Source organism: Mesorhizobium sp. B2-3-10 (genome assembly GCF_006442275.1).
GTDB lineage: Bacteria > Pseudomonadota > Alphaproteobacteria > Rhizobiales > Rhizobiaceae > Mesorhizobium > Mesorhizobium australicum.
Genome location: NZ_VFVT01000011.1, coordinates 21,025 through 36,946 on the forward strand (window position 1 = coordinate 21,025; position 15,922 = coordinate 36,946).

17 protein-coding genes are annotated in these 15,922 nt (G+C 63.5%); 8 read left to right on the top strand and 9 right to left on the bottom strand.

Annotation, left to right across the window (positions count from 1 at the left end; translation table 11 throughout):
- Window positions 1-13: 13 nt before the first annotated feature.
- A complete protein-coding gene (locus tag FJ943_RS26225) occupies window positions 14-259 on the top strand; it encodes a zinc-finger domain-containing protein (protein ID WP_015318409.1) in 246 nt (81 codons plus the stop codon).
- A gap of 10 nt (window positions 260-269) precedes the next feature.
- On the top strand, window positions 270-1,508 hold the full coding sequence (locus FJ943_RS26230) for an FAD-dependent monooxygenase (protein ID WP_140726249.1): 1,239 nt from the start codon (window positions 270-272) through the stop codon (window positions 1,506-1,508).
- An 18-nt stretch (window positions 1,509-1,526) separates the two neighbouring features.
- Here FJ943_RS26230 and FJ943_RS26235 read toward each other — a convergent pair whose 3' ends face one another.
- The 7 genes from FJ943_RS26235 to FJ943_RS26265 form a co-directional block, all read right to left on the bottom strand.
- Window positions 1,527-2,192: a TIGR02117 family protein gene (locus FJ943_RS26235; RefSeq protein ID WP_140726251.1), complete on the bottom strand. Its 666-nt coding sequence runs from the start codon at window positions 2,190-2,192 to the stop codon at window positions 1,527-1,529.
- A gap of 118 nt (window positions 2,193-2,310) precedes the next feature.
- Window positions 2,311-3,114: an amino acid ABC transporter ATP-binding protein gene (locus FJ943_RS26240; RefSeq protein WP_010915400.1), complete on the bottom strand. Its 804-nt coding sequence runs from the start codon at window positions 3,112-3,114 to the stop codon at window positions 2,311-2,313.
- A gap of 25 nt (window positions 3,115-3,139) precedes the next feature.
- Window positions 3,140-4,297: an amino acid ABC transporter permease gene (locus FJ943_RS26245; RefSeq protein WP_140664765.1), complete on the bottom strand. Its 1,158-nt coding sequence runs from the start codon at window positions 4,295-4,297 to the stop codon at window positions 3,140-3,142.
- A 4-nt stretch (window positions 4,298-4,301) separates the two neighbouring features.
- Window positions 4,302-5,489 carry an amino acid ABC transporter permease gene (locus tag FJ943_RS26250; RefSeq protein ID WP_140726254.1) on the bottom strand — a complete coding sequence of 396 codons (1,188 nt, stop codon included), beginning with the start codon at window positions 5,487-5,489 and terminating at the stop codon, window positions 4,302-4,304.
- 62 nt (window positions 5,490-5,551) lie between these two features.
- Window positions 5,552-6,580 carry an amino acid ABC transporter substrate-binding protein gene (locus FJ943_RS26255; RefSeq protein ID WP_015318414.1) on the bottom strand — a complete coding sequence of 343 codons (1,029 nt, stop codon included), beginning with the start codon at window positions 6,578-6,580 and terminating at the stop codon, window positions 5,552-5,554.
- Window positions 6,581-7,014: 434 nt separating this feature from the next.
- Window positions 7,015-7,875, bottom strand: coding sequence for a DUF2182 domain-containing protein (locus tag FJ943_RS26260; protein ID WP_140726256.1), 861 nt, complete (start codon window positions 7,873-7,875; stop codon window positions 7,015-7,017).
- A 9-nt stretch (window positions 7,876-7,884) separates the two neighbouring features.
- A complete protein-coding gene (locus tag FJ943_RS26265; protein ID WP_140726259.1) occupies window positions 7,885-8,520 on the bottom strand; it encodes a DUF1326 domain-containing protein in 636 nt (211 codons plus the stop codon).
- 343 nt (window positions 8,521-8,863) lie between these two features.
- Here FJ943_RS26265 and FJ943_RS26270 point away from each other — a divergent pair, with 343 nt between their 5' ends.
- The 5 genes from FJ943_RS26270 (at window position 8,864) to FJ943_RS26290 (ending at window position 13,061) form a co-directional block, all read left to right on the top strand.
- Window positions 8,864-10,051 carry a cystathionine beta-lyase gene (locus FJ943_RS26270; RefSeq protein ID WP_140726262.1) on the top strand — a complete coding sequence of 396 codons (1,188 nt, stop codon included), beginning with the start codon at window positions 8,864-8,866 and terminating at the stop codon, window positions 10,049-10,051.
- Window positions 10,052-10,258: 207 nt separating this feature from the next.
- Window positions 10,259-11,338: an HPP family protein gene (locus FJ943_RS26275; RefSeq protein ID WP_140726265.1), complete on the top strand. Its 1,080-nt coding sequence runs from the start codon at window positions 10,259-10,261 to the stop codon at window positions 11,336-11,338.
- Window positions 11,339-11,426: 88 nt separating this feature from the next.
- Complete coding sequence (locus tag FJ943_RS26280; protein ID WP_224622097.1) at window positions 11,427-12,113, top strand: RNA polymerase sigma factor; 687 nt, start codon at window positions 11,427-11,429, stop codon at window positions 12,111-12,113.
- A 106-nt stretch (window positions 12,114-12,219) separates the two neighbouring features.
- The gene (locus tag FJ943_RS26285) at window positions 12,220-12,744 is read left to right on the top strand and encodes a DUF4142 domain-containing protein (protein ID WP_015318420.1); all 525 of its coding nucleotides are present in this window, start codon (window positions 12,220-12,222) and stop codon (window positions 12,742-12,744) included.
- Window positions 12,741-13,061 carry a cupredoxin family copper-binding protein gene (locus FJ943_RS26290; protein ID WP_181171288.1) on the top strand — a complete coding sequence of 107 codons (321 nt, stop codon included), beginning with the start codon at window positions 12,741-12,743 and terminating at the stop codon, window positions 13,059-13,061. The genes FJ943_RS26285 and FJ943_RS26290 overlap by 4 nt, the downstream gene beginning before the upstream one ends.
- Here FJ943_RS26290 and FJ943_RS26295 read toward each other — a convergent pair.
- Complete coding sequence (locus FJ943_RS26295; protein WP_140726268.1) at window positions 13,007-13,903, bottom strand: crotonase/enoyl-CoA hydratase family protein; 897 nt, start codon at window positions 13,901-13,903, stop codon at window positions 13,007-13,009. The genes FJ943_RS26290 and FJ943_RS26295 overlap by 55 nt on opposite strands.
- 85 nt (window positions 13,904-13,988) lie before the next feature.
- Between FJ943_RS26295 and FJ943_RS26300 the strand changes: the two genes are divergently transcribed.
- The gene (locus FJ943_RS26300; protein WP_140726271.1) at window positions 13,989-14,576 is read left to right on the top strand and encodes a TetR/AcrR family transcriptional regulator; all 588 of its coding nucleotides are present in this window, start codon (window positions 13,989-13,991) and stop codon (window positions 14,574-14,576) included.
- Window positions 14,577-14,579: 3 nt separating this feature from the next.
- Here the strand turns inward: FJ943_RS26300 and FJ943_RS26305 are convergent, their stop codons facing one another.
- A complete protein-coding gene (locus tag FJ943_RS26305; RefSeq protein ID WP_140617175.1) occupies window positions 14,580-15,806 on the bottom strand; it encodes an anion transporter in 1,227 nt (408 codons plus the stop codon).
- Window positions 15,807-15,922 lie beyond the last annotated feature (116 nt).

The window sequence follows — 15,922 nt, forward strand, 5'->3', positions numbered from 1 at the left end:
TAAGGAGACGATGATGGCAGGCGGTTCCATTCCCCATTTCCAGAACGATGCGGGCCATCCGGCGATCGACATCGGAGTCAAGGAATTCATGTGCACGGGCGCCAACCCGCCTTTCGACCACCCGCATGTTTTTCTCGACATGGGCGACGACAATGAGAAAGTCTGCCCCTACTGCTCGACCCTCTATCGCTATTCGCCGAAGCTGAAGGCGACCGAAACGCTGCCGGCGGGCTGCCTCTACATCGACCAGGCCGCCTGACCTTCCGATCATGAGCGAGACGCGGTCCCGGCAGGTCATGATCGCCGGGGCTGGCATCGCCGGGCTGACAGCGGCGATTGCCTTTGCCGAACGCGGCTATTCCGTGAGGGTGGCCGAACAGGCGCAGCGTCTCGAAGCGGCGGGCGCCGGCATCCAGCTCTCTCCTAACGCGACCCGCATCCTTCGCCAGCTTGGCGTGCTCGACACGCTTCTTGCCAATGCCGTCCAGCCGGAAGCCGTGGTGCTGAAGGACGCCGCGAGCCTGCGCCAACTGGCACGCGTGCCGCTTGGCGGAGCCGGCGAGGAACGCTGGGGGGCGCCCTATCTCGTGGCGCACCGGGCGGATCTGCAAGACGCCCTGATGGCGCGCGTTGCGCAACTGCCCGACATCCATCTCACCACCGGCGCGCAGGTCAGCAGCGTGGCCTCCGGTTCATTCGTTATCACCAGGACAGACGGGGTCGGCCGCAGGGTCATCGATACCCAAGGATCTCTGCTGGTCGGCGCCGATGGCGTCTGGTCAGCGGTGCGGAGGTTTGCCAGTCCAGGCAGCGGAGCCGGCTTGGCGAACAGCCATTTCTCCGGCGAACTGGCTTGGCGGGCGACGGTGAGCGCAGACAACGAGGCGGGGCGAGCCTTCACCGCGATCGGCTCCCCTGACTGCGTCACCACCTTCCTGCATCCCGGCTTTCATTTGGTCGCCTACCCCGTGAGCAGGGGTAGCGCCTTCAACCTTGCCGCCTTCACCCGGGGCGAGCGCATCGCCGACGGGTGGTCACGCCACGCCGATCCCGCCATCCTTTCAGGCGCCATGCGCCGCTCCGCGCCGGGGCTGGCGCGTTTGGTGGAACTCGCTGGCCCGTGGACCGCCTTTCCTATCCACACGGTCGAACAGCGACGCTGGACCATGCCCGAAGGCATCGCGCTGATCGGCGACGCCGCGCATGCGATGACGCCGTTCGCGGCGCAAGGTGCTGCCATGGCGATCGAGGATGCCGCGACGCTGGCCAGCCTGGTCGCCGACATCCCCGGCGACCTGACGCAAAGCCTCATCATCTGGGAGAACCTGCGGCGGTCGCGCATCGCCAAGGTCATCCGTCGCGGCGCGCTCAACCGGCTTGCTTGGCATGCCCGAGGCCCCGTGGCGTTGGCCCGCAATCTGTTTCTGGCGGCACGACCGGGAGAGAAGCTCGCAGCCGATCTGGACTGGCTTTACGGGTGGGAGCAGCAGCGGATCATCCGTCGCTGAAAGGAGCCCGTGGCAAAGCTAATTATACAGCCGCATCGACAGCCCAAGCGAAACCGGCAGCGGGTTCCACCAGCCGGTGCGCAGGCCGGCAGCGCGCAGTGCCGCCGCCGTCCAGGTGTTGCAACCGATCAGCGCGTTGAAATGGCCATTGGCCTCATAAAAGCGATCGAAATTGGAGTAGGCGGCATTGTCGATGACGATCGGACCGTTCGGCCCCTCTTGAAAGCTCGCTTCGATGAAATCAAGCAATGCGGCAAAACGGTCTTCGCCCACGTCGAAGCCGGCGACATCGGGGTGCGGCTCGGGAATATTGCCGGCGACGGCGACATGCATCACCGACGCATCGAGCGTCAAAGCCTTGAACGCGGGCAGCGCCTTCAATTGCGACCATGTCGGCGTTTCCAGGTAGAAGGCGCGCCCACCCCAGCCGAAGACGAGGTAGCGCACTTCGGGCGCGTCCGATGGCAGGCCGACATCGGCAAGGAAACGAAAGCGCCGGCGCACCTCGTCGTCCACGGGAATGGCGATGTCGGTGTGGATCGGATTTTTCAGCACCAATATGTGCCGGATGCCCTCGCCCGCTGCGGCTGCCGGCCAGAGCGGCCGCGGCACCAGCGTGCCGAGCGACACGGCGAGCACCAGTGCTGCAACCAGAATGGCCAGGAAACGCAGGAGTTTTCTCATCGGTGCGGCTTCGCGATTCCGTCGCGGCTCAATGAAGAAGATCATTTATCGGATCGGCCAGACACTAAAAAGCCCGGCCGTGGCGCGACCGGGCTTTCCCGACTTGGCGTCAATCCGCTCAGTGCAGGATCTGCGACAGGAACAGCTTCGTGCGTTCGTGGCGGGGATGGTCGAAGAACTCGGCCGGCGTGTTCTGCTCGACGATCTGGCCCTGATCCATGAAGATCACCCGGTTGGCGACTTTCCGTGCAAAGCCCATCTCGTGGGTGACGCACAGCATGGTCATGCCTTCCTCGGCCAGCCCCACCATGGTTTCCAGCACTTCCTTGATCATTTCGGGGTCGAGCGCTGAGGTCGGCTCGTCGAACAGCATGATGCGCGGGTTCATGCACAGCGAGCGGGCGATCGCCACGCGCTGCTGCTGGCCGCCGGAAAGCTGGCCCGGATATTTGTTGGCCTGCTCGGGGATCTTCACGCGCTTGAGGAAATGCATGGCGATTTCCTCGGCCTGCTTCTTCGGCGTCTTGCGCACCCAGATCGGCGCCAGCGTGCAATTCTCGAGGATGGTCAGATGCGGGAACAGGTTGAAGTGCTGGAACACCATGCCGACCTCGCGGCGCACCTCGTCGATCTTTTTCAGATCGTTGGTGAGTTCCTTGCCGTCGACGATGATCTTGCCCTTCTGGTGCTCTTCCAGCCGGTTGATGCAGCGAATCATGGTCGACTTGCCCGACCCGGACGGTCCGCAAATGACGATGCGCTCGCCGCGCATCACCTTCAGATTGATGTCCTTCAGCACATGGAACTCGCCGTACCATTTATGCATGGCGATGATGTCGATGGCGACATCGGTGGTCGAGATATGCATCTTGGCGGCGTTGACCTTGATCTCTTCCGCGCTGACGGCATTTTCGGTGGCCATGGCTGGGGTCCCCTTGTTCTTTTGTTTAGCGTTTGTAGCCGGTGTCGAGCCGGCGTTCCGTGTACATTGAATAGCGCGACATGCCGAAGCAGAACAGCCAGAAGACGAAGGCGGCGAACACAAGACCGGATTTCGCGGTCTGCGCCGTGGCCCAGTTGGCGTCGGAGAAGTTCTGCTTGACGATGCCGAGCAGGTCGAACATCGAGATGATGAGGACCAGGCTGGTATCCTTGAACATGCCGATGAAGGTGTTGACGATACCGGGTATGACCAGCTTCAGCGCCTGCGGCAACACGATCAAGCTCATCTTCTGCCAGTAGCCGAGGCCGAGCGAATCGGCGCCTTCATACTGGCCCTTGGGGATCGCCTGCAGGCCGCCGCGCACCACTTCGGCCATATAGGCCGCCGCAAACAGCGACACGCCGATCAGCGCCCTCAGATACTTGTCGAAAGTGACGCCGGCCGGCAGGAACAGCGGCAGCATGACGCTGACGAAAAACAGGACGGTGATCAGCGGTATGCCGCGCACGGCTTCGATGAAGATAATGCACAGCATCTTGATGATCGGCATCTTCGAGCGCCGCCCGAGCGCCAGCACGGTGCCCAGCGGCAGCGACACGGCGATGCCGACGAAGGACAGACTCAGCGTGATCAGCAGCCCGCCCCAGCGCGAGGTTTCGACATGCGGCAGGCCGAATACGCCGCCGACCAGCAGGAAGAAGGAAACGATCGGCAGCACCAGGAAAAGCAGGATCGCGTTCAACCCCTTGCGCGGCACACGCGGCATCAGCATCGGCACCAGCAGCGCCACGAACAGGATGGCGACCAGGATCGGCCGCCAGCGCTCCTCGACCGGATAGGTGCCGAACATGAACTGGCCGAACTTGGCGTTGACGAAAGCCCAGCAGGCTCCGCTCCAGCCATCGGGCTGAATGCCGCCTTGCGCGACGGTGGCGCAGACCGTGCGGTCCGGTCCCGTCCACTGTGCGTTGATGAACGCCCAGTTGATGACCTGCGGCAGAACCCAGGCGACGATGGCGATGCCGAGGATGGTGAGGATGGTGTCGCCGACCGAGCCGATCAGGTTCTTGCGCACCCAGGCGACGGGGCCGCTGACGCTCGCCGGCGCGGGCTGCGCCAGCGCCATTTCGGTGCGCACCCAGGATAGATCGTGTTCCTGCATGGTCCTATCTCTCCACCAGCGCCATCCTGGCGTTGACCACGTTCATGACGGCCGAGGTCACCAGGCTGAGTATGAGATAGGCGATCATCATGATCAGCACGCCCTCGACCGCTTGTCCGGTCTGGTTCAGAACCGTGCCGGCCGTTGCCGTCAAATCGGGATAACCGATGGCGATCGCCAGCGAGGAGTTCTTGGTCAGGTTGAGATACTGGCTGGTCAGCGGCGGGATGACGATGCGCATGGCCTGCGGCACCACGACCAGCCGCAGGATCGAACCGGATCGCAGCCCAAGTGCGGCCGCCGCCTCGGTCTGGCCCTTGCTGACACCCCTGATGCCGGCGCGCACGATTTCGGCGATGAAGGCCGCCGTGTAGCAGGACAGCGCCAGATAGAGCGAAAGGAACTCCGGTTTGACCTGGAAGCCGCCGGTCAGGTTGAAGGTCGATTGTTTGGGCAAGTCAAAGCTCAGGGGAAAGCCGCTCAGCACGTAAGCCAGCAGCGGCAGGCCGATGATCAGCGCGGCGGAGGTCCAGAACACCGGAAATTGCTGGCCCGTCGCCATCTGCCGCTGACGCGCCCTGCGGGCAACGAACCATGACATTGCGATGCCCACGACAAGGGCGACCAGGATCAGCCAGGAGCCGTCGCCCCAGACCGGGCGCGGAAAATAGAAGCCGCGCTGGTTGAGGAACGAGCCGAAGGGCAGATGATAGGAATCGCGCGGCGCCGGCAGCACGGCGAGCACGCCGGAATACCAGAAGAAGATGACCAGCAGCGGTGGGATGTTGCGGAAGATCTCGACATAGACCGTGCAGATCTTCTGGATCAGCCAGTTCTGCGACAGGCGGCCGATGCCGATGACGAAGCCGATGATGGTGGCGGTGATGATGCCGGCGACGGCAACGATGATGGTGTTGATCAGGCCGACGACGATGGCGCGGCCATAGGTCGAGTCCGACGTATAGGCAATCGGCGTGTCCGAGATATCGAAGCCGGCGCGCCCCTTGAGGAAGCCGAAGCCGGAGGCGATGTGCAGGCGCTGCAGATTGTCGATGACGTTCTGCACGATCCACCAGATGGACCCGAACAGAACGATGACGACCAGCGTCTGAAAGAAGAGACTGCGAATTCTCGGGTCATTGACGAAGGAGCCGCGGCTCGGCTCCTCGCGTAGGATTTCCTGCGATGCCATGTCACGTCCCCTGTGAAAGAGAAACCGGAAGGCAGGAGCCTGCCTTCCGGATCACATTTCGATCAGCGGATCGGCGGCGCGTATTGCAGGCCGCCCTTGGTCCATAGCGCATTGATGCCACGCGCAATCTTGAGCGGGCTGCCGGAGCCGACATTGCGGTCGAACATTTCGCCGTAGTTGCCGGTCGCCTTGACGATGTTGACGACCCAGTCGTTGGAGACGCCGAGGTCGGTGCCGATCTTGGTGTCTGCTTCCTGGCCGAGCACACGCTTGATCTCCGGGCTGGCGGAGTTTTTCATCTCGTCGACATTGGCCTTGGTGATGCCGAGCTCCTCGGCGTCGAGCAGAGCGAAATAGGTCCACTTGACGATGTGGTACCACTGGTCGTCGCCCTGGCGAACGGCGGGTCCGAGCGGCTCTTTCGAGATGATCTCGGGCAGCACGACGTGATCGGCCGGCGAGCCGAGCGTCAAGCGAATGCCGTAAAGGCCCGACTGGTCGGTTGTGTAGACGTCGCAACGGCCGGCATCATAAGCGGCATTGACCTCTTCGAGCTTCTCGAAGACGACGGGATTGTACTCCATCTTGTTCGCCTTGAAGTAGTCGGCGAGGTTGAGCTCGGTGGTCGTGCCGCTCTGCACGCAGACGGCGGCGCCCGAAAGCTGCAGCGCCGAATTGACGCCCGGCAGCTTCTTGGCGTTGATCATGAAGCCCTGGCCGTCATAGTAGGTCGTGCCGATGAAATTCAGGCCGAGCGCGGTATCGCGGTTGATCGTCCAGGTGGTGTTGCGCGAGAGGATGTCGACCTCGCCGGACTGCAGCGCGGTGAAGCGTTCCTTGGCGCTGAGCGGCGTGAACTTGACCTTGGTGCCATCACCGAAAACGGCGGCGGCAACCGCGCGACAGAAATCAGCGTCGATGCCTTGCCAGTCGCCCTTGTCGTCCGGCGCGGAGAAGCCGGCCAGACCGGTCGAGACGCCGCACTGGATGAAGCCCTTCGCCTTGACGGTGTCGAGCGTGCCGGCCGACGCGGCCGACGCCATCAGTCCGAGCGTGGCGGCGCCAAGAATGCCGATAGCAATGTGTTTCATAACCCACAGACCCTTTTCTGTTTTTTCAGGCAAACCCTGATTTTTTTCCCTTGTGAACGCAGCTCCCATCCCGGCCCATTCCCGAAACCCCGCATCGCAAACCGACGCGCCGCCTCCCATTCACGAACAGCATCGAAGGCGATAATTCCCGTGAGGTCAAGGAAAATGACCGAATCCGACCGGGTTTGAAAATCGATTGCCTGAAATGCCTGAATTGCAGACAAACGTGCACGCGATCTCGTCAGAAGCGCGACCTGAATCGGCAAGGCTCATTTGACGCAGATGTGAGCCGGCGCTGTAAAATCCGTTCCGGGCAATAGCTCGGCGTTACTGCCCCCGGGCACGAAATGCATTGACGTTACGGAATACCTTCGGCCGACGATTACCCATGATTGGCGGTCGATATTGCTTGTGGACAAAATCGGCGCGCGGTCTCAAAGCGCGGAAAGGCCCAGCCAGAGGCCGACGGCGACCATCAATGCACCGGAGATGCGCGGGATCAATTGCCCGGCCGGGACCACCTTCTCCAGGAGAACAAGGATGGCGATGCCGGCGATCCACAGCACGTTCATGACACCACCGACGAACAGCAGGGCCATCAGTGCCCAGCAGCAGCCGAGACAATAGGCGCCGTGATCCATGCCAAGCCGAAGCGCGCCGAGCGCGGTGGTGCGGAACCCGCCATGGCTGGCCAGGAACGCGATCGGCGCCTGGCATTGGCGCAGGCAGACGCCCTTGATCGGTGTCCATTGGTAGAGGCCGGCGGCGATCAGAATGACACCGCCGAGCACCGCGCTGTGCGCCGCCATCGCGGGATCAAGCAAGGCGAAACGAGTGAGCAGCCATTGCGCACCCGTCGCCACGATGCTGAAGACGACCCAGACGACGAGATAGCCGGTAAAAAACCATGCCGTCGAAGCGATAGGCCGGCTGTCCGCCAGCGCCTTGCGGCCGACGCCGGCATAGAGCAGCAACATCGGCGCGACCGACGGCGTCATCATGCCGACCATCATCACAACCCACATCGTGAAGATGAAAACGAAATCGGCCGATGCCCAGGGCCGGAAGCCCGGCGCCACGGCGGCGCCCATAGCCATGCCGCCCATGTTCATGCTCGCCGTGTCCATCCCGGCCATGTCGCCTGCCTCGCCGCCCGACACCGGGCTGCCAGGCATGGCCATGTCGGCGGCCAGCCAAAGAACATAAGCCCAGGCGAACACGGCAATGACGGCGAGCGCGGCCGTCACGACCGCGCGGTCGCGCCGCAGCACCGCCTCGAGAGCCGTGTCGCCCATTGGATCAGGTCAATGCACGATGCCGCTCTGCGTGAGATGCAGGTTGGCGAAATGACTATGCGTGTCCGCCACCTCGAACTTGATTGGGCTCGTCGTCTTGGTCCAGCCGCGCCCGACCTCGGCGATGGCGTATTCGAAGCCGTGCGGCAGGTCGATGCGCGCCCGGTGCTCGGCGCCGGTGACCGGGTTCTTGATCGGCTCACCACGGCCGTCGGTTACGCCCTTGACGTGCAGCCGGCCGGTTCGCCCATCGACGTCGACCTCGAAATCGATCGCGGCGAAAATCGGATCGTGGAACTTCTCCAAGGTGGTCGAAAAGACCTGGAATATTGTCGCGCCTGGTTCGGTGTCCTGACCGCCCAGTATGCGGAGCAGGGCTTCGCGCTGGGCTTCGCTGGCCCTCTCGTCGATCACCACCGCGGCCTCGCCCCTGCCCTGGTGTATCGCGCCGGGCCAGCTGAAGATGCCGACGAAGCGCAGCCCGTCGAGCTTGGTGTCGCCGTGGTGCCCGGTCTCGATCTCCATGCCGGCGACGGCTTGGCAGAATCCGTATGTCGGCATGGCATTGAACTGGCACGGGCAGCCATAGGCACAATTGCAGTTGATGAATTCGCGCGCCTTCATGTTCCATTTGACGTCAGGCATGACATTCCTCCCCTTTCCGCTCGCTGAGCGGGATACCCGGATCGGGATCAGGAGATAGCCGGCAAGAACCATCCGGCAGCATCTGATCGAAGCATCCGGCGATTAACATTAGAAATTTATCATATACCTTTCGCAGCCGGCTACAATAGGTTCACCAGTTGAGGACCAAGCTTCCGACAGGCCACTGCCGCTCGTGGTTGGTCCGATTCCGGATCAGATCGCGAGCTGTCTTCCGGACCAGGAATTGGCATATTCGAAGTCCATTCCTGGCGAACGGTGGGCTGTTGCACGGTCCACCACGCCGCATTATGGCTAGCGCCTTGTCAAAACAAGGCGACCAAGAATGGCGAAAGACGGCAGCGAGCAGGGTTCCGGCACGATGGGCATCAACACGCGGCTCGCCCATTCGGGCAACAACCCGCATGACTATTTCGGCTTCGTCAACCCGCCGGTCGTGCATGCCTCGACCGTGCTGTTCCCAAATGCCGCCGCTATGGCCGCGCGCAGCCAGAAGTACACTTACGGCACGCGCGGCACACCGACGACGGACGCTCTCGCGCACGCCATTGACGCGCTGGAAGGCTCGGCCGGCACGATCGCGGTGCCGTCGGGCCTGGCGGCGGTGACGGTGCCGCTGCTCGCCTTCGTATCGGCGGGCGATCATCTGCTGATCGTCGATTCCGTCTATCATCCCACGAGAAACTTCGCCGACACGATGCTGAAGCGGCTCGGCGTCGAGGTCGAATATTATGCTCCCAATATCGGCGCCGGCATCGCGGCGTTGATCAAGCCGAACACCAGAGTGGTGTTCACCGAATCGCCGGCCTCCAACACGTTCGAGGTGCAGGACATCCCGGCGATCGCCAAGGCGGCGCACGCGGCCGGCGCCATCGTGATGATGGACAACACATGGGCGACGCCGCTCTATTTCCGGCCGCTCGACCATGGCGTCGACATCTCGATCCATGCGGCGACGAAATATCCGGCGGGCCATTCCGACGTGCTGCTCGGCACGGTCTCGGCCAATGAGGCCTGCTGGGCGCAACTGTACGAGAGCTTTTGCACGCTTGGCTGCTGTGCTGGACCCGACGACGTCTACCAGGTGCTGCGCGGCCTGCGCACGATGGGTGTGCGGCTCGACCGTCACCAGCGCAGCGCACTCGCCATCGCCTCGTGGCTCGAAGGCGAAAAGGGCGTGGCGCGCGTGCTCCACCCTGCCCTTCCCAGCCATCCCGACCACGATCTCTGGAAGCGCGACTTCCGCGGTTCGAGCGGCATCTTTTCCATCGTGCTGGCCGGTGGTGGCCAGCAGGAGCAGCACGCTTTCCTCGACGCACTGCGGATCTTCGGTCTCGGCTACTCCTGGGGAGGCTATGAGAGCCTCGCGGTGCCGGTCTGGCTTGGCGACCGCGTCGTTGCGAAAGGCCCTTACGAAGGTCCGCTGATACGACTGCAGATCGGCCTCGAGGATATCGACGACTTGAAAGCCGACATCCGGCGCGGGCTTGCGGCAGCGGCGCGCGCGGGCTGACCTCAAACAGAGTCAGCAAAGGGCCGCAAGCCCTTGACGCTGATGACAAAGCGCGAGGCGCTGCCAGCACTCCGGCGAAGATCGGTGCGCAATATTATTCTCCTACGTCATGACTTTACGGATTTGTTTGACTTTCAAATCGGCGAATTCGGCTGCATTGCGTGCCGCACGCATCCTCGACAGATCCAGTCCTCGCAAAGTTTTCCAATGGCCTTTCGTCTTTTTGTCCCCATCCTCGCCGGCGCCACGCTGCGCGAACGCATCCTGGCGTGTATCGGCGCCACGATCGGCATCGCGCTGACGGGCGTGATCAGCGGGTTGGCGATGGGCGGCGGCCCGCATGTGGCCCTGCTGGTCGCGCCGATGGGCGCATCCGCCGTGCTTCTGTTCGCCGTGCCGGCCAGCCCGTTGGCGCAACCCTGGTCGATCATCGGCGGAAATTCCATATCGGCGCTGGTCGGCGTGACCGTGGCGCATTTCATCCATGATCCGGTGATGGCCTCAGGGCTCGCGGTGGCGCTCGCCATCGCCGCGATGTCGTTCACGCGCTGTCTTCATCCGCCCGGCGGCGCCGCCGCGCTGACGGCGGTGCTCGGCGGGCCGGCCGTCATCAGCGCGGGCTTCCTGTTCCCGTTCGTGCCGGTGGCCTTGAATTCGACCATACTGGTGGCGCTTGGCTTCCTTTTCCACAAGCTGGCGCGGCGCAATTACCCGCATGTCGCGGCACCAGCCGCCAACAGCCACGGCACCGCCGATCCGCCGGCTCAGCAGCGCGTCGGCTTCCGGCCCGAGGATATCGACGCGGCGCTGACCACACTGGACGAGACCTTCGACATCGACCGCGCCGACCTCGAACGGTTGCTGAGACAAGTCGAACTGCAGGCCATGGTGCGCTCGCACCGCACGCTGCTGTGCGAGGACATCATGTCGCGCGACGTGGTTTCCGTGTTCGAGCAAGCCACCGCCGACGAGGCGCGCCAGCAACTGCTCGATCACAATATCCGCACCTTGCCGGTGGTCGACGCGGATGCCCGGCTGGTTGGCGCCGTCGGCCTGCGCGAGCTGACGAAAGCCACCGACACGGTGAAGAGCGTCATGGCAAAAGCCGGCACCGCCTCGCCCGCGATGCCCGCGATGAGCCTGCTTCCGGCGCTGACCGACGGGCGCAGCCATGCCGTGGTCATCGTCGACGGCGAGCGGCATATTCTCGGCCTGATCACGCAGACCGACCTCTTGGCGGCGGCCGCACGCGTGCAGAGGGCAGACAAGGGATTGGCGGCAGCCTAGAATAGGGACCAGGATCCCTCTGGTCCGGGAACCTTTTGCCGGCAGGCGCATCCAATGTGCGACATTTGCACGAGGAGATCCGGTCGCGATGAGCAAGCAGCCAATGCCCGCCACGGTGCCCGCGGTTGCCGAAAGCCCTTCCGGCGACATGCAGCTCGTCCACCGCGCGCTGACCCGCGACCCGGATGCTTTTCGCGCCATCATGAAGGTACACAACCAGCGGCTCTACCGCATCGCGCGCGGCATTCTGCGCAACGACGCCGAAGCCGAGGACGTCGTCCAGGAGGCCTATGTCAGCGCCTTCGCCAGCCTGGCGGCGTTTCGCGGCCAATCCACGCTCGCCACCTGGCTGTCACGCATCGTCATCAACGAAGCGCTCGGCCGCCTGCGCAAGAGACGTCGCACGGTGGAGATGCCTGCCGATCCGGAAGCGCGGATAATCAGGTTTCCCCTCAAATCCAACGACGATCCGGAGCGGACGATGGCGCAGCGGCAGATTCTCGCACTTGTCGAACGGGCGACCGACAGCCTGCCCGACATCTACCGCATGGTCTTCGTCGCCCGCGTCATCGAGGGCCTGAGCATGGAGGAAACCGCCGATTTGCTCGGCGTGCGGCCAGAGACCGTCAAGACGAGGCTGCACCGGGCGCGCGCCCTGTTGCGCAAGGCGCTGGACGATGAAATCGGCCCTGTGCTGCTCGATGCCTTCCCCTTCGCGGGTCGGCGCTGCGAGCGACTGACCCAGGCGGTAATGGGACGGCTGGGTTTTGAATGATGCCGTCCTGATTTTCCGGGAACGTTTCTCCCCGCCCCGCATCCAATGAGCGTCAACTGCAAATTCGAGCCCGGCGCCTCCGCGCGGCCGGGCCAAGGAGGATGCCATGTTCACCCGATATACCGTCGCCCTTGCCGCCCTGCTTCTCGTCGGCGCTGCCCCGGTCTCGCAAGCCGCCGACAAGCCGACCGACCCGCAGATCGCCCATATCGCCTATACAGCAGGCGTCCTCGACATCGAGGCGGCCAAGCAGGCGATCAAGAAGTCAAAGAGCAAGGAGGTCGTCGATTTCGCCAAGGACATGGAGCGCGACCACGAAGCGGTGAACAAGCAGGCGCTCGATCTCGTCAAGAAGCTCAAGGTGAAGCCCGAGGACAACGCTACCAGCCAGGCGCTGACGAAGGCGGCGAAGGAGGAACGTGCCAAGCTCGCCAAGCTGAAAGGGGCGGCCTTCGACAAGGCTTATATCGAAAACGAGGTCGCCTATCACAAGCAGGTCAATGGCGCGCTCGAAACCCTGCTCATACCGTCGGCCAGCAATGCCGAGTTGAAGAGCCTGCTCGAGACCGGCCTCAAGATCTTCCAGGGCCATGAGCAGCATGCCGAACACGTCGCCGGCATGCTGAAATGAAAACGGGCGCCTTGGATCATCTGGCGCTGCTGGTCGTGCTGGCGTTGGTATTCACAGCGCCGGCAGCGGCGGCAACCATCCAGGTCACCGTCGACAAGCTCGTCTTTTCGCCGGCCAGCGTCGATGCCAAGGTCGGCGACACGATCGAGTGGGTGAACAAGGATGTGATCGCCCACACGGCCACCGTGAAGGGCGGCTGGGAGGTGATAATCCCGCCGAAGAAGTCGGCAAGCATGACGCTGAAGACGGCGCAAACGGTCGACTATTTCTGCCGCTTCCACCCCAACATGAAAGGACGCTTGCTGGTGGCGCCGTGATCCAGGGCCGAGGAGGCTCGCCTTGCCTCCTCGGGCCGCGCGACATGCGTCCAGGACCCGTCGTGTCCAGGGCTGTGCCTGCTGATCCAGGCATCTAGCGCCTCGCGCAAATCGGCTGTCGGGGCCATACGGGCGAACTGCTCGGCCTCGACCAGCAAGCCTTCGGCGATGCTCAGATTGAGCCCTCGCGTCACCGCCGTGAGGATGCCCGCGGCTGCCAGTCCGGAGTGCCGAAGGATACGACCGGCCAGCTTGAACGCAGCCGGCATCAGATCGTCATGCGGAACCACCTGATTGACGAGGCCAAGGTCAAGAGCCCGCTGTGGCGGGAACCAGTCGCCGGTCAAAAGCAGTTCGAGCGCGCGCTTGCGCCCGGCGAGCCTGGGCAGGCGCTGCGTTCCGCCGAAAGTCGGCGGCATTGCCAGAGTGATCTCCGGCTTGGCGAACAGCGCGCGGTCGCTGGCAATTGCTAGCGGCACGGCCTCCGTGATTTCGCAGCCGCCGCCGAAGGCGAGGCCGTTGACGGCTGCGATGACAGGCTTGCGAAAGGCTTCCAGCCTTGCCGTCAGCCGCTGTCCCCGCATGACGAAGTCTCGCAGCGCCGTCTCGGCGCCCAGCGCCACGCTGGCCGAGAACTCCTCTATGTCGGCGCCCGCCGAGAAGGCCCGCTCGCCGGCGCCCGTCAGAATGACCGCGCGGATGCGGTCGTCGACTTCAATGTCGTCGAGTGTCGCGAGCAGGCGATCGATCAGCGCATAGTTCAACGCGTTCAGCTTTTCCGGGCGGTTGAGGGAAAGGACGGCAATGCCTTCCCTGTTTTCGTTCAGGACAAGATCGGTCATCTGGCTTCCTCCAGCATGGTGACGAGATGGAAAGGTTACGCCATTCGCGCCTTGTGTATATTCACTAGTCGGTATACTTAGATCCATGCCCGAAGCACAAAGTCCTACCCGCAAGCGCATTGTCGACGCAGCAACCAGGTTGTTTTACGCGGAGGGGATCGGCCGTGTCAGCGTCGATGCCGTCGCCGAGGAAGCAGGTCTCACGAAGCGGACGCTCTATTACCACTTCAAGAGCAAGGACGACCTCATCGCAGCCTATCTCGACGGCCGCGATCAGCCCAATCTGAAACGGATGGCCGGCTGGTTCGAGGCTGAACAAGGTGGTGTGGACAGCAAGGTCGAAGCCATCTTCGCCAACCTGGCCCGGGCCACGCGCCATCCGAAATGGAAGGGATGCGGCTTCCTGCGCACCGCCGCGGAGCTTGCCTCGATGCCAGGGCACCCGGCGGTCAAGGTCGGGGCGCGGCACAAAAGCAATTTCGAGACATGGCTGGCGGCAGAATTGTCCGGCCACCATATCGAGGGGCCGCAGGCGCTGGCGCGCGAGATCGTGCTGCTGATCGACGGCTGCTTTTCGATCATGCTCATCCATCGCAACCCCGATTACGTCGAAGCAGCCGGACGAGCCGCGGCCACGCTTGTCAGGGCGCGAATGTCGGGCAGCCAGGCCTAGGGGCTACCCCCCGAGCGCCAGCCACCCCGTACCGGCCAAGAGCGTAACCAACGTCAGCGGCAGGCCGACCTTGAAGAAGGCGCCGAAAGACAACGGCGTGCCTGCGGCCTTGGACTGCTCGGCGACGATCAGATTGGCGACCGAGCCGAGCAACGTGAAGTTACCGGCGAGCGTCGAGCTCATGGCTACGACCAGCCAGGCGCGCTCGGGGTTTTCCAGGCCGGGTATGAAAGGTCTGAGCGCCAGCACGGCCGGAACATTGCTCATGACGTTGGACAACACCGCGGTGAAACCCGAAAGCCTCCAGACATCGTCGAGCCCGATGTTCTTGGCCGAGGCGATCATCTCAGGTGTCAGCAGCGTCTTTTCCGCGCCGGCAACCACCACGAACAGTCCCGCGAACATGAACAGCAGCGGTCCGTCGATCTCGCGGTAGATGCGCGATGGCTTGATGGCGCGGGTCAGCAGCAGAATGGCGCCGCCGATGAGCGCCGCCTTGGCTACGGGAACACCAGCGAAGAAGGCGATCGCCAGCCCGACGCAGACGACCACCGCCTTCAGCACCTGGCCGCGATGCATGCGGCCGCGCGAGATGTGTGGCGTCAGTTCGCCGTTGCGGGTGAATTCGGCGCGGTAGACGATGCGCACGATGACGATGACCGCGACAAGGCCGAACAAGGCGACCGGGGCGAGTGCCGCCGAAAAGGCCGGATAGGAAATGCCCGACAGCGCGCCGATGACCATGTTCTGCGGATTGCCCGTGATGGTGGCGACGCTGCCGCAGTTCGAAGCGGTGGCGGTGGCGATCAGATAGGGGATCGGATTGCGGTTGATAACGCGGGTAACGTGGACGACGATCGGCGCCATGACCAGGCAGATGGCATCATTGACCAGGAAGGCCGACAGCACGCCGGTGAGGAGCGTCACCATCACCAGCAGCATGAACGGTGCATGCGCGTGCTCGATGGCGACGGCGCCAAGACCGCGAAAGGCACCCGACACCTTCAGATGAGCCACGACGATCATCATGCCGAGCAGAAGCGTGATGGTGTCGAAATTTATGGCCCGGTAGGCATCCTCCATGCTGAGCGCGCCGATGGCGATCATGGCCGCGCCGCCAAGCAGCGCGATGCCTGCCCGGTCGAGCCGCAAGCCAGGTATCCGGCCGATTGCGACGCCGGCATAGGTCAAGATCAGGATCAGCAGTGCCGCGGCGCCCGTCAATGTCATCGGTAGAAGCCCTGCTCGATCTGTCCGCGCGCCGAAGCCGGCCGCCCCGCGATTCACGTGATGCCAGCTTTAGCGCGATGTCGGGATCGATGCCAAACGGGGCACGTGGATTGCTG

What these genes read in the sequence shown, in the direction of transcription:
- FJ943_RS26270 (WP_140726262.1), top strand. Translation starts at nt 8,864, where the DNA reads ATGGCGAAAGACGGCAGCGAGCAGGGTTCCGGCACGATGGGCATCAAC.
- FJ943_RS26280 (WP_224622097.1), top strand. Translation starts at nt 11,427, where the DNA reads ATGAGCAAGCAGCCAATGCCCGCCACGGTGCCCGCGGTTGCCGAAAGC.
- FJ943_RS26255 (WP_015318414.1), bottom strand. Translation starts at nt 6,580, where the DNA reads ATGAAACACATTGCTATCGGCATTCTTGGCGCCGCCACGCTCGGACTG.
- FJ943_RS26245 (WP_140664765.1), bottom strand. Translation starts at nt 4,297, where the DNA reads ATGCAGGAACACGATCTATCCTGGGTGCGCACCGAAATGGCGCTGGCG.
- FJ943_RS26275 (WP_140726265.1), top strand. Translation starts at nt 10,259, where the DNA reads ATGGCCTTTCGTCTTTTTGTCCCCATCCTCGCCGGCGCCACGCTGCGC.
- FJ943_RS26225 (WP_015318409.1), top strand. Translation starts at nt 14, where the DNA reads ATGGCAGGCGGTTCCATTCCCCATTTCCAGAACGATGCGGGCCATCCG.
- FJ943_RS26295 (WP_140726268.1), bottom strand. Translation starts at nt 13,903, where the DNA reads ATGACCGATCTTGTCCTGAACGAAAACAGGGAAGGCATTGCCGTCCTT.
- FJ943_RS26285 (WP_015318420.1), top strand. Translation starts at nt 12,220, where the DNA reads ATGTTCACCCGATATACCGTCGCCCTTGCCGCCCTGCTTCTCGTCGGC.
- FJ943_RS26240 (WP_010915400.1), bottom strand. Translation starts at nt 3,114, where the DNA reads ATGGCCACCGAAAATGCCGTCAGCGCGGAAGAGATCAAGGTCAACGCC.
- FJ943_RS26290 (WP_181171288.1), top strand. Translation starts at nt 12,741, where the DNA reads ATGAAAACGGGCGCCTTGGATCATCTGGCGCTGCTGGTCGTGCTGGCG.
- FJ943_RS26235 (WP_140726251.1), bottom strand. Translation starts at nt 2,192, where the DNA reads ATGAGAAAACTCCTGCGTTTCCTGGCCATTCTGGTTGCAGCACTGGTG.
- FJ943_RS26265 (WP_140726259.1), bottom strand. Translation starts at nt 8,520, where the DNA reads ATGCCTGACGTCAAATGGAACATGAAGGCGCGCGAATTCATCAACTGC.
- FJ943_RS26260 (WP_140726256.1), bottom strand. Translation starts at nt 7,875, where the DNA reads ATGGGCGACACGGCTCTCGAGGCGGTGCTGCGGCGCGACCGCGCGGTC.
- FJ943_RS26305 (WP_140617175.1), bottom strand. Translation starts at nt 15,806, where the DNA reads ATGACATTGACGGGCGCCGCGGCACTGCTGATCCTGATCTTGACCTAT.
- FJ943_RS26230 (WP_140726249.1), top strand. Translation starts at nt 270, where the DNA reads ATGAGCGAGACGCGGTCCCGGCAGGTCATGATCGCCGGGGCTGGCATC.
- FJ943_RS26250 (WP_140726254.1), bottom strand. Translation starts at nt 5,489, where the DNA reads ATGGCATCGCAGGAAATCCTACGCGAGGAGCCGAGCCGCGGCTCCTTC.
- FJ943_RS26300 (WP_140726271.1), top strand. Translation starts at nt 13,989, where the DNA reads ATGCCCGAAGCACAAAGTCCTACCCGCAAGCGCATTGTCGACGCAGCA.